Source organism: Pseudoflavonifractor sp. (assembly GCF_050943825.1).
Taxonomy (GTDB): Bacteria; Bacillota; Clostridia; order Oscillospirales; family Oscillospiraceae; genus Pseudoflavonifractor.
Window position 1 is genome coordinate 12,606 of sequence record NZ_JBMNPX010000014.1, and the last position, 14,840, is coordinate 27,445.

Below are 14,840 nucleotides of genomic sequence, written 5' to 3' on the forward strand. Positions count from 1 at the left end.
ACCCCCTCCCCTTATTCCCCGTTCCGGCCCCCGGCGGCGTACGTTTGCGTGCAACTTTTTTCTTTCGGGCAGTAACTTTTTTTCAGTCTCTGCGTCTAAGAAACAGAGAGGCAATCTTAAGGTTATCTTAAAAAGTTGTCATTCATTTGTAGTGCTTTTCCAGCTTGGCGCATGCTACAATGATGATGAGAACCTACGGCAATAGGAGGAAATGAAAATGGCTGAACAGAACACCCCCGTCATGGACCCGGCGCCCGTTCACACACCGGCTCCCCAGCCCTCTGGCAAAGCCCCGGAACGCAAGAAGAAGAACAGGAAAATCGTCAAGAACATTATCACGGCGATTATCGTTCTTGCGGTGATCGCCGCTGCCGGCTGGGCACTTTGGTACTTCGTGTTTACCGACCATAAGGATTCCAACCTGGGTGAACCCATCTATGACACCGCGTACACGGGCACCATCTCCACCACAGTCCGAGGCGGCGGTGCTGCCAACGCCAAGGACTCCGCCACCATCACCCTGGCTGCCGACGGCGTGGTCCAGGAGGTCTATGTCACCCAGGGCCAGGTGGTTAACGCCGGTGATCCTCTCTATGTGGTCACCTCTCCCGCCGCCGAGGAGGCGCTGAAGACCGCCCAGGAGGCGCTGGTTGCTCAGCAGGAGGCCATGTCCAAGCTCAATGAGGAGATGGCCGACCTCCAGAAGAGCCGCAATGATCTGACCATCACCGCGCCCCACGGCGGCAAGCTCACCGAGGTTTCTGATGTTAAGGTGGGCGACCCCATGACCTCGGGCACTCAGATCGCGGTTCTGGTGGACGACACCAAGCTGAAGCTCTCCCTCTATTACAGCTATGCCTATGAGAACGAGATCTCCGTAGGCCAGACGGCTGAGATCTCCATCCCCGCCACCATGACCACCCGCACCGGCACGGTGGAGAAGATTAATAAGGTAGAGCGCATCGTCCCCGAGGGCTCTGTCACCTTTGAGGTTGTCTTTGTGCTGGACAATCCCGGCACTCTCACCGCCGACATGGTGGCCTCCGCCTCCCTGACCGACTCCGCCGGCAATCCCATCTACCCCTATGAGAGCGGCAAGCTGGCCTACTATCAGACCACCACCATCGCCACCAAGGCCTCCGGCCCGGTGGAGCAGGTGGCCGACCTGATGAACTACGCCAACGTCACTGCCGGTCAGGTGCTGCTGATTCAGGGCACCAACGATATCGACGAGCAGATCCGAGCCAAGCAGGAGCAGATCAACACCGCCCAGGAGTCTCTGACCAAGGCCCAGCAGGCTGTCACCGACGCTGAGAAGAACGTGCAGAACTTCTCCGCCACCGCCCCTATCTCCGGCACCGTGGTCACCTGCTCCCTGGTGCCTGATATGGAGGTCACCTCCGGCACCGCGGCCATCGTCATCGCGGACAACGCGGTTATGACGGTCAATATCCAGGTGGACGACCGTAACCGTCAGTACATCTCCGAGGGCATGACCATCAACCTGTCCGACTGGAACGGCAACAGCTACATGGGCGTGGTGGAGACCGTGGCCGTCCAGGGCACCAACGAGAACGGCGTCACCGTTTTCCCCGCCACCATCCGGGTGGACAATCCCACCGGCACGCTGATGGGCGGCTACTATCTGGACTATGAGTTCACCGCCGCCGAGAGCACCGGCGTCCTCATCCCCACTCAGGACGTGCGGTATTACACCCCCGAGGGTGCTGAGAAGCCCCAGGCTGTTGTCTATCTCCAGCTCCAGCCCGGCCAGGGGACTCCCGAGAACGCCATTGACAAGACCACCCTGCCCGCCGATATGCAGGAAGAGATTCCCGACGACTGCGTGGTTGTGCCTGTTGAGACCGGCCTGAACGACGACATGAACGTGGAGATCACCTCCGGTCTGAACGACGGCGACGTGGTCTACAACAACACCCCCAGCGAGGACGGCAGCTATTACGGCCGCAAGGCCAGTGCCTCCTCCAAGGCGGGCTGAAGCGCTCCTGTTAAAAGGAGATGATGGAATGCTCATTGATATAAAGGATGTATTCAAGATTTATAATGAAGGGGAGGAGCGTGAGGTGCGCGCCCTCAACGGCGTGTCCCTCAACATTGACCGGGGCGAGTTCGTTGCCATTGTGGGCCAGTCCGGTTCCGGCAAGTCCACGCTGATGAACCTCATCGGCTGTCTGGACATCCCCACCTACGGGGAGTACCATCTGGACGGCACTGATGTCACCGACCTGTCCGACCGTCAGCTCTCCCACGTGCGCAACAAGCAGATCGGCTTTATTTTCCAGGGCTTCAACCTGATCCCCGCCCTCTCCGCCTATGAGAACGTGGAGCTTCCCCTGATTTACCAGGGTGTAAAGGCCTCCGTCCGGCGGGAGCGGGTGCGGGACGCACTGGAGCGGGTCTCTCTGTGGGACCGGCGGGACCACAAGCCCACCGAGATGTCGGGCGGCCAGCAGCAGCGCGTGGCCATCGCCCGTGCCATCGCCACCCATCCCCCCATCATTCTGGCTGACGAGCCCACTGGCGCACTGGATTCCAAGACCGGCCTCCATGTGCTGGATATTCTCCGCCGGCTCTACAAGGAAGGCACTACCGTAATCCTCATCACCCACGACAACGGCATCGCGGCCACGGCTCCCCGGGTGGTCCGCATTTCGGACGGTCAGATTGTGTCCGACGGGCAGCAGGAGGTGGACTGGCTGTGAACTTAAAGCAGACAATCAAGCTGGCGGCCAAGTCCATCGGCGCCCGGAAGGGCCGCACCTTTCTCACCATGCTGGGCGTCATCATCGGTCTGGCTGCGGTCATCATTCTGGTGACCTATGCCCAGGGCACCACCAAGCAGATGATGGACCTGATGAAGTCCATGGGCACCAACCAGATTCAGGTCTCCGCCTACAAGTGGACGGGCGGTTCCAGCGACGACGTGGTGTTCAACAGTCTCTATAACTACTGCAAGCAGATGGACGATTTGGTGCTGGGCGTAACACCCAACCAGTACTGCTGGTTCACCGTGCAGTACGGTGCCAAGAACTCCAACAACATGTACTCGGAGGACGGGAGCACTCAGCCCCCCCAGATCTGGATGGGCAGCGACCAGTGGTCGATCTGCAACAACGCCACCATTGCCAAGGGCCGTGATCTCACCTATCTGGACATACAGAGCGGCAGTCAGGTCTGTGTTCTGGGTTCTTATGCCGCCAAGATGTTCTTTAACTATGCCAATCCCATCGGTGAGACCATGCTCTTTGACGGCGTTCCCTTTAAGGTCATCGGTGTGTATGAGTCCCGTATCAACGAGGAGACCCTTACCGAGGAGACCCAGCACTATGTCCAGCAGGACAATTTCATTCTTCTGCCCTACACCACCACCCGCGCCTTCCAGGTGGCCGGCTCCAGCAATGTCTCCACCGGCAACTCCGACTTTATTGTCAAGGCCAAGGATGCTGCCTCCACTCAGGAGGCTGCCGCCCGTCTGGAGGGTTTCCTGAAGGGCCTGATTGGTGACTCCAAGACCGGCAACAGCTACGGTTACTACAACGTCTATTCTACCGACAACTACATCAACTCCACCGAGGAAGCCAACAAGAGCCAGCAGATGCTGCTGGGCGGCATCGCGGCCATCTCCCTCATCGTGGGTGGTATCGGCATCATGAACATTATGCTGGTCACTGTCACCGAGCGTACCCGTGAGATTGGTATCCGCAAGGCCATCGGCGCCGAACGGCGGAGCATCATCATCCAGTTCCTCATTGAGGCCTGTATGATCTGCGGCCTGGGCGGTATCCTAGGCATCGCCGTTGGCTATGTCGGCACACTGATAGTCTGTAAACAAACCCTTGGCATCATATTGCTGCCCAACGCCGGCATCACCGTTGGTGCCTTTGTCATCTCGGTGGGCCTGGGCATCATCTTCGGTCTCTACCCCGCCATCAAGGCCAGCGGCCTCCAGCCTGTGGAAGCCCTGCGGGCTGACTGATTCCGTTTTCCGTCATTCCAACTCCATATATAAGGGAGAGAGAAATATGAAAATCAAACGATTCCTTGCCGGCCTGCTGGCAGCCGCCCTTGTGTGCGGCCTGATGGTGGTGGTACCGGCGTCCGCTGCCACCAGCGGTGCCAGTACCTCCGGCTTTACCGACATCACCGATCCCGCTGTGGCTGAGGCCGCCGAGGTGCTCCGCCTCCTGGGCGTGGTCAACGGCACCGGCGGCACCGCCTTCAATCCCGGCGGCACCCTGACCCGTGCCGAGTTCTGCAAGATGGCCATTGAGATCATGGGCAAGGGCGAGGAGGCCTCTGCCCAGATGAACCGCACCATCTTCCTGGATGTGAAGGGTGACCACTGGGCCCGGGGCTACATCAACCTGGCCGCCTCCACCCGTCTTGGCGCCACGGAGGAAGGCGGCGGTGGCGAGATGCTGATGGTAGGCGTGGGTGATGGCACCTTCCGTCCCAACCAGACCATCACCTTTGCCGAGGCCGTCACCATTATGATGCGGATTCTGGGCTATACCGCCTCTGACGTTGCGTCCGGTTCCTCCTGGTACAGCGGCTATCTGGCCTCTGCCTCCGTTATCGGCCTGACGGACGGGGTGTCCCTGACCTGGAACTCCACCATCACCCGCGGCCAGACCGCCATTCTCTTTGAGAACATGCTGTACACCAATCCCAAGGGCGCCGAGACGCCCTATCTGACCCAGCTGGGCGGCAGCATCACCGACGAGGCCGTGGTCATCTCTCTGAATGCTACCGCAGCTGACGGCACTACCGGCTGCATCCTCACCACTGGTAGCCCTGATCCTTACAAGACCAATCATGCGCCATTTGATACCACTCTGGCAGGTGCCCGTGCCAAGCTGGTGCTGGACAAAAACAGCAAGGTCATTGCCATCATTCCCAGCGACGGCGGCACCCAGCGCAACACCTCCGTCGTGTCCGCTCAGGCCACTTATGTGATGGTCTCCGGCGGCGAGAAGCTGGACGTGGCCCCCACCACCCCTGTCTACCGCGAGAGCGGTGAGACCACCTATGATAAGGTTTATCTGAATCTGAAGACTGGCTCCCCTCTGGTGCTCCACTACGGTGTTACCGGCAAGCTGGAGTATCTCTATCTTCCCTCTGCCCAGGCCGCTGAGGAGGCCGCCGTAGCCAAGGCCACCGGTTCCGGCAATCCCTTTGCCTCTCTGGTGGGCAGCGATACCGGCTATCAGATCCTGAAGAATGGTCTGCCTGCTACTCTCTCCGATATTCGTCAGTACGATGTGGCCACCTATGACAAGTCCACCAAGACTCTCTATGTCTCTGATCTGCGCCTGACCGGCGTCTATGAGAACGCCGCTCCCAGTCCTTCCACCCCCCTGAGTGTCACCATGATGGGCGCCACCTTCCCCGTGCTCTCCAGCGCCTATGCAGACCTTACTTCCTTTAAGGTAGGCGAGGTCATTACGCTGCTTCTCACCTCCGACGGCCAGGTGGCCGGCGCTGTCTCTCCCTCCACTGCCAAGTCCACCACCGTGGGCGTTGTGAAGATGGAAGGCTCCACTGCCACCGTTACTCCGCTGGCTGACATTCGGGATGCCAGCGGCCAGCCCATCACCTTTACCGGCGAGACCTCTTACAGCGGCGACAGCGCTGCCCGTATGCAGGGCCAGCTGGTGACGGTGTCCTCCAGCAAGATCGGCTCTCTCACGCTCTCCCGCCTGTCGGGCAGCGGCGCTTCCGGTTCTCTGGACGTGACCGCCCGTACACTGGGCGGTGAGCCCCTGGCTGACAATGTCGTGCTCTATGAGCGAGTAGGCAACGGCGCTCCCAGCGAGATCTCCTTCGAGCAGCTCACCCGTACCACCGTTCCTGCCAGCAAAATCAGCTATGTGGGCAAGGATTACGCCGGTCGAGTCAACATCATCGTCTTTGACGACGTTACCGGCGACCAGTATACCTATGGACTGGCCAAAAAGGGCGACGACCAGAGCGGCGGCAGTGGCGACATGAGTTACTCCAATCCCACCATCACCGTGGAAAACGGCGGCGAAGGCAGCGAGCGTCTGATCACTGGCGCCTCCATTAAGGACGGCCTGCCCGTTGGTATTACCGCCTCTCTGGATGAAGTGGATGGTGTCCAGAAGCTGGCTGGCTGGGTGGAACTGAAGGCCGTGGAAAATGTGTCCCGTTCTGCTTTTGATATGAAGGAGAACCCCGGTGAAGGTGTTGCGCCTATCGGCACTGTCACCACCAGCGACATGATCCTCCCCGTAGCCGGCAATGTGGTTTGCTACAACAAGGCTACCAAGACCTGGTTTGCCTCTCTGGATGAGGCCCGTGCCTATGCGGACACGCTCACCATCTACTACGATCGCGCCCCCCAGGAGGGCGGTAAAGTCCGGCTTGTAGTTGTCGGGTGATTTCTGTCCTGTCTTTACATCGCGAGGGAGCTGGAATTTTTCCAGCTCCCTCGCTTTGTTTTGCCGGTTTATTTTCCTGAAATAGTACTCCATGTCTACCAAATGTCTACCAGTCTGTATCGCTGAATCCATTGGCGCGCAATGATTTGCAGATTTTTTATCTGCACACTTTTGCGGCTATGTCTACCAAATGTCTACCAACCAAACATTTTTCTACAAAAAGGGGGCGCTTTCCTGTGAAAGCGCCCCCTTTTCTTTTTCAAATTTCGACTGAAAGGGGCGTTATACTTTGCTGAAACGCTTAGTTTTCCCCCAAAACTCAAAATTTTAGAAGGAGGAATTTCCAAATGAGAAACCTCAAGCGGGTCCTCAGCCTGGGCCTCGCCTCCGTCATGCTTCTCGGCATGATGGTCATCGGCGCCGGCGCTGCGGACAAGACCTACGCTGATCTTACCGACTCCGATAAGATCACCAACCAGGAGGCTGTCTCCATGATGGTCGACCTGGGCATCATCGAGGGTAAGCCCGATGGTTCCTACGACCCCACTGCTACTGTGGATCGCGCCACCATGGCCAAGCTCATCACCATGATGCTGATGGGCGACGTCGACCAGAGCGCCTTTGAGGGCACTGTGACCGACCTGACCGACATCGACACCAGCTGGGCCGAGGGCTACATCAAGTACTGCTACGCCAACGGCATCATCACCGGCGACGGCCAGGGCCACTTCTTCCCCACCGAGCCTGTGACCGTTGTCCAGGCTGCCAAGATGCTGCTGGTTGCCATCGGCTATGACGCCGAGGACCGCGGCTATCAGGGCGATGCTAACTGGTCCACCAACATCATGCGTGATGCTCAGACCACCAGCATCAACAACACCACCCTGCGCTCCCTGACCAAGGGCCTGAACGTGAAGGCTACCGATCCTCTGACCCGCGACAACGCTGCTCAGATGATCTTCAACGCTCTGTTCGTGCGCAATGTGGAGCCCGAGTATCAGTACGACATGGGCACCAAGTACATCTCCAAGTACAACTACACTGCCTCTCTGGCCGATACCACCTACAACGGCCTGACCCGCTATGTGGGCGTGCTGACCGGTGTGGATTCCAACGGCTACGCTACCGTGGCTGCTGGCGCTGACTCCATCGCCGTCTCCAACAAGGTTACCGGCTCCGTCACCGAGATGGGCAAGGCTGTCGCCTTCTACAAGGACAACGACGGTATTGTCTCCAGCTCCGTCGTGGAGGACAAGGACAACGCTTCTGTTGCCGTTCCTGGCGATCTGGTGAATGATTCCACCAAGGCCAAGGACGTGAACAAGTGGCTGACCGCCAACGGTCTGGCTCTGTCCAACGCCACCACCGACTACAAGGTCACCAACTACTCCGCCACCACCGGCACCGCCATTGTTGTTGGCGATCTGGTCGGCATCGGCAACTACACCGTGGCCTATGTCATCGACAGCAACGCCGACGGCGTGGTTGACGCTCTGGTGAAGACCACCAAGACCGTCTCTGAGGTCACCGGCGCTGTGAAGACCAAGACCGACTCCGACGGCAAGGTTACCGTGTATGTCCCCGGCGTGACCTCCGGCTATGTGAACGCTGTTGGTTATGAGGGTCTGGCCAAGGGCGACCTGGTGATGTCCATCACCTACGCCGGCACCACCTACATCACCAAGTGCGAGACCGTCACCGGCAAGATCACCGGCTACAAGGGCACCACCGAGATCTACATCGACGGCACCGCTTACACCCTGTCCAACGGCTCTCTGGGCGGCCAGACTGTTGCTCAGATGTATGCTCTGGACAACACCGCCAAGAAGGACGTCACCCTGTTCCTGGACGAGAACGGCAACGCTCTCTATGCCAAGCTGGTTGACAGCACCGCTACCTACAACGTAGCTATCGTTCTGGGCTATGACGTGGTTGGCTCCTCCGTTGAGGACACCACCATTGCCACCGCCCGTCTGATGATGGCTGACGGCACCATTGAGGTTGTCAATGTCTCCGGCGGCAACGCTGATGCCATTGCCAGCAACGACACTCTGACCTCCAGCAACTATGCTGTTCCCACCAACTACTATCCTGTTGCCTACTCCATCGACAGCGATGGCAACTATGTCCTGACCAAGCTGACCACCTCTGATGTCTCCTTCGGCGGCAGCGATATGAAGTACACTGAGCTGACCGATGACACCTTTACTCCCGGTCTGGCTAAGTTCTCTGGCGACTTCGCTGGTGTCGGCAACAACAACACTGTGTTTGCGGTTGCCAATTACAATAGCACCACCACCAAGCTCTCTACTGTGAGCACTTCCACTGGCATTGCCAAGACCCCCAAGTACACTGGCACCGCTGACGGTGTGGTTATCTCCGTGAACGGCGTGGCCGCTCTGGTGTTTGTCGTTAACGGCACCCAGGAGGATACTTCCACCACCAGCAACTACATCTACATCCCCAGCAACGTGGTTGCTTCCTATGACAGCGCTTCCAAGCTGCACACCTACGCTGGCGGCTATGTCAACGGCGAGGAGACCGATATCGTCTCCAAGGTCACTCTGACCACTGGTTCCGTCATGAAGGTCAGCCTGAACGACGAGAACGTGGTTGTTTCCGAGGCTGCCAACGGCGGCGTGTCCAAGACCGGCGTGTCCTTCTCCAACGGCGTTCTGACTGTGGGTACCAGCACCGACGGCACCAAGGACTTCTACACTCTGGCCGATGATGCCAAGGTCTTCGAGATTGACAACGGCGTGGTGACTGAGATTGCCGCTTCCGCCATCTCCGCTGACAAGACCGACGGCGTTCTGGTTCTGGGTAAGTCCGATATGGCCACCACCAAGGTTGCTCAGTATGTGTACATCACCAAGGCCGATGCCGCTAACAACGGCTTCAAGGTTCAGGCTTACACTGTGGGCTCCACCGGTGCTCAGACCAACCGTGGCTCCGAGGTTACCGTTTCCACTGGTACCGGCGCTACCACCTCCACTGTTAACACCAGCGCGGAGGTGACCATCGCTGCTACCACCGATGCCAAGGTCGGCGTGTCCCTGACCGCTGATGACGGCGCCGTTGTGACCACCCCCGCTGAGGTCGCCCTGGTGAACGGCACTACTGCCTACACCTTTGTCGTGACTGCTACCAGCGAGAGCGGCGTTGCTCAGACCTGCACCATCACTGTTAACTTCACTGCTGTTACTGAGTAATTTTACTCCAGGGCAACAAGGTTAATGGAAAAAAGGCGACCCCCGTGTTGAAACGCGGGGGTCGCCTTTTGGTTTAAACTACTATGGCGTTTGAGGGTTCCCGTCAGTTAAAACGCGAAGCGGAGCATTTTCCCAAAACTCATCCTCAACAGTCCGCATCACAATTTCCTGTGTGCCGTCGGGATGCACCACCAAGACTTTGATTTCCATTATCGCTTCACCCCATACAGATAGAATGTACCGGATACCAGATCATAGTAGGTTGCCGTAAGCGTCAGCTTGCGGACGGTACCTGCTCCCAGAGCCGCTGATACAGTTGTCGCCCCAGAGCGGCGCTCCACCGAGATCTGATTTCCCGTACCCTTCAGATAGCAGGAATAGCTCTCAGCAAGAATACCTCTCTCCTCGGGATAAAATACGGCCTTCCAGCCACAGTAATATTCACTTTTTGAGACCTGTGAGAGTTCGAGCGCGCGTCCGGTGTAGCTGCCGCCGGCCATTCCTTCCGTATCATAGGTATAATGTCCATCTGTCCGGTCGTCATTGAAAGTTGCACACAGTACCGTGACATTTACCGTACCCAGCCCCGTAGTTTTCAGCTGCAGTTCACAGTACTGTGTCAAGTCGATTTGTGAGAGGTCAAATTCGACGGCTGTCACTTGTTCGGTTATCTCTGCCGTCATAAGGGGGATAAGCGCTTGTGTCTCCACAAGTTCCCCCACCGCCGCATCAATCTTCCTGTTGTCCTCGTTGAAGTCCTCGCAGAGAAATGGGTCCGTGCTCTCCCACTGGTGCAGGCCGATGTGTTCTGTCTGTGTACTCATGGCATTGCTCCTTTCTAATTAGGTGTCCTGTGGCAGCAGGGGAAAACGGAATGTACATAACTGCCGCCCGGAAAAGAGATTTATCTCTTCACCTGTGGCGTTCCAGCCGTATTTGTTGTATGTTCCAGTGCGTCTGGTTTTACATTTTGGTACATTTTGTAGCCATTTTGTATTAAAAGGTATATAAATATCTTTTTTCAAACAAAAATCTCCTGCTGAAACGGTTCAAATCCGTCTGGCGGGAGATTTCGTCTTTAAAAAGGATATCATAATGGACTTTTTCGTCTCAATGGATGCAACATGTACCACATCGTGAAACAAGGTGTTCCGGGCTATACAACAAAACTGCCTGGAAACAGTATGGTTGAGGCACAGTGGGATTTATAGAGCGGCATGAGATTATGCCGCACCATCCACAAACGCAGATAAACAGGAAAGGAGTATGCCATGAGCACACAGACAGAGCACATTGGTCTCCACCAGTGGGAGAGCACGGACCCGTTTCTCCGGGAGGACTTCAACGAGGACAACAGGAAGATTGACGAGGCGGTGGGAGTTATCCCCATATTCAGCATCGCCCAAAAAGACATCACTGCGGAAGATACCTCAGTAGAATTTGATCTCTCACAGCTTAACCTGGAGGGGATTTCACAACTGATTCTGCTGGGCCGCGGAACCGGTGGAACCACCAGTTTGCTAGTCAACAAGGATACAGAGAGGGGAAAGTACTCGTTTTACCGCTATTGGGGAAACAACGACTACAATGCGCTTCCTACCCAAATCAATTTTATGCTGTTCAATTTCAACAACGAGGAGACAGGCGGCTGCGGACGGGCATACTTTTACCCTACTGGCGGAAACAGCGTAGGAGTGGAAGTTGTCTCCATTGGTCCCTATATCGAGCGGATGTACGGCCATTACAAAGGCTGTACATTTTCACAGATGAAAACCTTAACGGTTCAGTTCAGTGCAGGAATAACCGGCCAGCTGCTCCTCTATGGCGTGAAAGCATAAAAGTGCTGAAAAATCCCCCGGGCAGATGCCCGGGGGATTTTTTCAGCAGACAGTGGACGCAATGCGCTGATTAGCGAACCACGTAGACGGTCTTGACAGCGACCCGCTCAGCAGCGGTGCCGCCAGCATTCACGACCTCGACATAGAGCTTGTCGCCGGCCTCAATGCTCTCCATGGTGGCCTCGGTCATGGTGCCATTGGTCTCGTCAACGATGTACACCTTCTCGGAACCATCATAGGTGTAGGTGCCAGCATTGGTACCGTCAACAGCCAGGACACCGCCAGCGGGGGCGCCATTAGCCTTATCGGTGCTGGCAACAGCAACCCAGTTGCCGCTCTTAGTCACGGCAGTAGCAGTGGAGCCAGTGACATAGCCGTTGTCATCCAGAGTGACCTTGAAGAGACCCTTAACAGCATTACCGGAGGAGAAGAGGTTGCTAATGGTGTTGGAGTCAGCGACCACAGTGGTGGTAGCAGTGTCACCATTCAGCACGCCCTTGATCTCATAGTAGGTCTTGCCGTTCTCGTAGCGGGAAGCCACAACAGTATCCAGGACGTACAGGTAGTTGTTCACGCTGGTCTCGCCAGTAGTGGCAGAGGAACCAGTGGCGTCAACGTACACGAAGGGCACGCGGCTGTTGCTGTCCACAGCCAGAGCCACCTTGGTGTTGGTAGTAGTGGGAGCGGCAGCATAACCGGTGTAAACGGTGAACACGTCCTTGCTATTACTCTTGGTGTGGTACACATAGATGGTAGCGTTGGTGGCAACCTCGCCGTTCACGGTGGGATTGCCGTTGGTCACGGTAGCAGAGGCAGAAGTAGCCTTACCACCGGAAACAGTGGTCAGCTCCACCTTGCCGTCGTTCACCAGATACTTGAAGACAGTTGCATCAATGTTACCAGTGGTGGAAGAATCGGTAACGCCATAGTACTTCACGGAGTTAGCGCTGGTGGTATTAGCACCATTAGCGGCGAACTCACTGTCAATGGTAGTACCGGTCTTGACAACCTTGTCGCCATTGACCTTGGAAATCACAACAGTCTCAGTGGTGCCGTCAGCGTAGAGAATCTTGGCCTCCAGGCTGTTGGCAGCGGCGTCAACGCCCTGGCCCACAACCCAAGCGGTCTTGAGAATCACGCCGTAGTTGCTGGCGCTCTCCACAACGTTGTCGATGGCAATGATGTTGCCGTTGTTGTCCAGGTAAGCAACAGCGTCCACATTGAACTTGCCGTTGCTCAGATAGGTGGACACGGAGCTGCCAGCCACGCTGCAGGTAGCCAGGCCGGACTGACCATAGTAGGTACCGTTCAGCAGGATCTGAGCAGTGGCGCCGGTGCCCTTGCTGCCGGTCACGGTGCCGGACACGGTAGCGGCCTTCTCAATGTAGAAGTTGCCCTCGCCGTCCTTGTAGTAGAGGACGATGTCGTCCTTGGCCAGGCCCTCGTAGCCATTGACCTTGGAAACCTCGACATTGCTGATGCCCAGGCCGGAGATGGTGACCTTCTCCTTACCATCGGAAGCATCGGTCTTCACAACAGGAGCACTGCCCACCTTGGCGACGGACTTGCTGATGATGTTGATGATCTCCACCACACCGTCGTTATCGGTGTCGTAGAGGGTGACCAGATCGCCCTTGGTGATGTTAGTCAGAGCCACGTCCAGAGTATTGGAGCTCTGAGCGGTAGCCCAAGTAGTGACAGCGCCGGAAGCAGAGAACTGATTCACGGTGATGGCGCTGATAGTGGTGGTCGCGTCGAGACCGTTGTCCTTCAGGAACTTCAGGGCGGTGCCGTCCTTGGTGACAACGCCGGAGGTCAGGTTGTCAGGAACCTCAACGCCAGTGGTAGCATTCACCAGAGCAGAAGAGGAAACAACCTTATTGCTGGCATTGACATAGAAGGTGATGGACTTACCAACATTCACGCTGGAAGCAGCCAGGTTGGTCAGGCCAGAGGGAATCTCATCGGACACGCTGCCGTCATTGTCCATATCCAGGCCGGAAGTAACGGTAGCAGTAGCGATCTTGCCAGAAGCAGAAACGCTGTTCAGAGTGGCAACAGTCTTGGTCAGGCCGTTGAACATGGTGGCGGCCAGGCTGGGCTGAGCGGTGTAGCTCTGGATGTACTGAGTGCCCATATCCCACTGATAGTTGGGCTTCTGGTTCTGAACGAACAGGGCGTTGAAGATCATCTGAGCGGCGTTGTCGCGGGTCAGAGGATCAGTAGCCTTCACGTCCAGACCCTTGGTCAGGGAACGGAGGGTAGTGGTGTACTTGGTGGCAGAAGCGGTGTCATAGAACATGGTGGTCTGAGCATCACGCATGATGTTGGTGGACCAGTTGGCATCGCCCTGATAGCCGCGGTCGTCGGCGTCATAGCCGATGGCGACCAGCAGCATCTTGGCAGCCTGGACAACGGTCACAGGCTCGGTGGGGAAGAAGTGACCCTGGCCGTCGCCGGTGATGATGCCGTTGGCGTAGCAGTACTTGATGTAGCCCTCGGCCCAGCTGGTGTCGATGTCGGTCAGGTCGGTCTTGGTGCCCTCAAAAGCACTCTGGTCGACATTACCCATCAGCATCATGGTGATGAGCTTGGCCATGGTGGCACGGTCCACGGTCTCGCTGGGAGCGTAGGAACCGTCGGGCTTGCCCTCGATGATGCCCAGGTCGACCATCAGGGAGACGGCTTCCTGGTTGGTGATCTGATCAGAGTCGGTCAGATCAGCGTAGGTCTTGTCCGCAGCGCCGGCGCCGATGACCATCATGCCCAGGAGCATGACGGAGGCCAGAGCCAGACTGAGGACCCGCTTGAGGTTTCTCATTTGGAAATTCCTCCTTCTAAAATTTTGAGTTTTGGGTCGAAAACAACCGCTCAGGGTCGTATAACGCCCCTTTCAGTCGAAATTAAACTCCAAAAAGGGGGCACTTTTCTGTGAAAGCGCCCCCTTTTTGGAGAAAAATGTTTGGTTGGTAGACATTTGGTAGACACGCTCTTTAAGAAAGCAGAAATTAAAAAGCCGCAAAGCCTTGCGCACCAATGGATTCAGCGGAACAAACTGGTAGACATTTGGTAGACATGCCCTGCTATTCTCTATAAAATGTACCGGAACATGAAGCGCTCCAATTTCCAGGACAATCATCAACGGAGATTTGTTTAAAAGGAATAAAACTGGCTGGAAAAGGACATAGTGAGACCAGAGAAACGGAAAGAAACGGAAAAATAAGGGGGTGAAAAGTATGAAAATCAAATTATGAAGCCGGGGATATTGTAAAATTACTTTGATTTTACATGAGACTATGTTATAATATCTACGACTGACATGAGTCCTCATGCCGCGCCGGAAAAACAGCGAGTTGCTCCCCGCTTAG

At 56.5% G+C, this 14,840-nt stretch carries 9 protein-coding genes; 6 read left to right on the plus strand and 3 right to left on the minus strand.

Going from position 1 to position 14,840, the window contains the following annotated elements:
- Positions 1-217: 217 nt before the first annotated feature.
- The 5 genes from ACOX7T_RS11145 (at position 218) to ACOX7T_RS11165 (ending at position 9,634) form a co-directional block, all read left to right on the plus strand.
- A complete protein-coding gene (locus ACOX7T_RS11145; RefSeq protein WP_433442731.1) occupies positions 218-1,999 on the plus strand; it encodes an HlyD family efflux transporter periplasmic adaptor subunit in 1,782 nt (593 codons plus the stop codon).
- Between the two features lie 28 nt (positions 2,000-2,027).
- The gene (locus ACOX7T_RS11150) at positions 2,028-2,723 is read left to right on the plus strand and encodes an ABC transporter ATP-binding protein (RefSeq protein ID WP_433442733.1); all 696 of its coding nucleotides are present in this window, start codon (positions 2,028-2,030) and stop codon (positions 2,721-2,723) included.
- The gene (locus ACOX7T_RS11155) at positions 2,720-3,997 is read left to right on the plus strand and encodes an ABC transporter permease (protein ID WP_433442735.1); all 1,278 of its coding nucleotides are present in this window, start codon (positions 2,720-2,722) and stop codon (positions 3,995-3,997) included. The genes ACOX7T_RS11150 and ACOX7T_RS11155 overlap by 4 nt, the downstream gene beginning before the upstream one ends.
- 46 nt (positions 3,998-4,043) lie before the next feature.
- The gene (locus tag ACOX7T_RS11160; protein ID WP_433442737.1) at positions 4,044-6,422 is read left to right on the plus strand and encodes an S-layer homology domain-containing protein; all 2,379 of its coding nucleotides are present in this window, start codon (positions 4,044-4,046) and stop codon (positions 6,420-6,422) included.
- 347 nt (positions 6,423-6,769) lie between these two features.
- Entirely contained in the window at positions 6,770-9,634 is a 2,865-nt protein-coding gene (locus ACOX7T_RS11165) for an S-layer homology domain-containing protein (protein ID WP_433442738.1), read from the plus strand.
- Positions 9,635-9,843: 209 nt separating this feature from the next.
- Here ACOX7T_RS11165 and ACOX7T_RS11170 read toward each other — a convergent pair whose 3' ends face one another.
- Entirely contained in the window at positions 9,844-10,458 is a 615-nt protein-coding gene (locus tag ACOX7T_RS11170; protein ID WP_433442740.1) for a hypothetical protein, read from the minus strand.
- An 18-nt stretch (positions 10,459-10,476) separates the two neighbouring features.
- Complete coding sequence (locus ACOX7T_RS11175; protein WP_433442742.1) at positions 10,477-10,659, minus strand: hypothetical protein; 183 nt, start codon at positions 10,657-10,659, stop codon at positions 10,477-10,479.
- A gap of 246 nt (positions 10,660-10,905) precedes the next feature.
- On the opposite strand from ACOX7T_RS11175, the gene ACOX7T_RS11180 reads away from it, so the two are divergent.
- The gene (locus tag ACOX7T_RS11180) at positions 10,906-11,472 is read left to right on the plus strand and encodes a hypothetical protein (RefSeq protein ID WP_433442744.1); all 567 of its coding nucleotides are present in this window, start codon (positions 10,906-10,908) and stop codon (positions 11,470-11,472) included.
- Between the two features lie 70 nt (positions 11,473-11,542).
- On the opposite strand, the gene ACOX7T_RS11185 is transcribed toward ACOX7T_RS11180, so the two are convergent.
- Entirely contained in the window at positions 11,543-14,293 is a 2,751-nt protein-coding gene (locus ACOX7T_RS11185) for an S-layer homology domain-containing protein (RefSeq protein ID WP_433442746.1), read from the minus strand.
- Between the last annotated feature and the right edge of the window lie 547 nt (positions 14,294-14,840).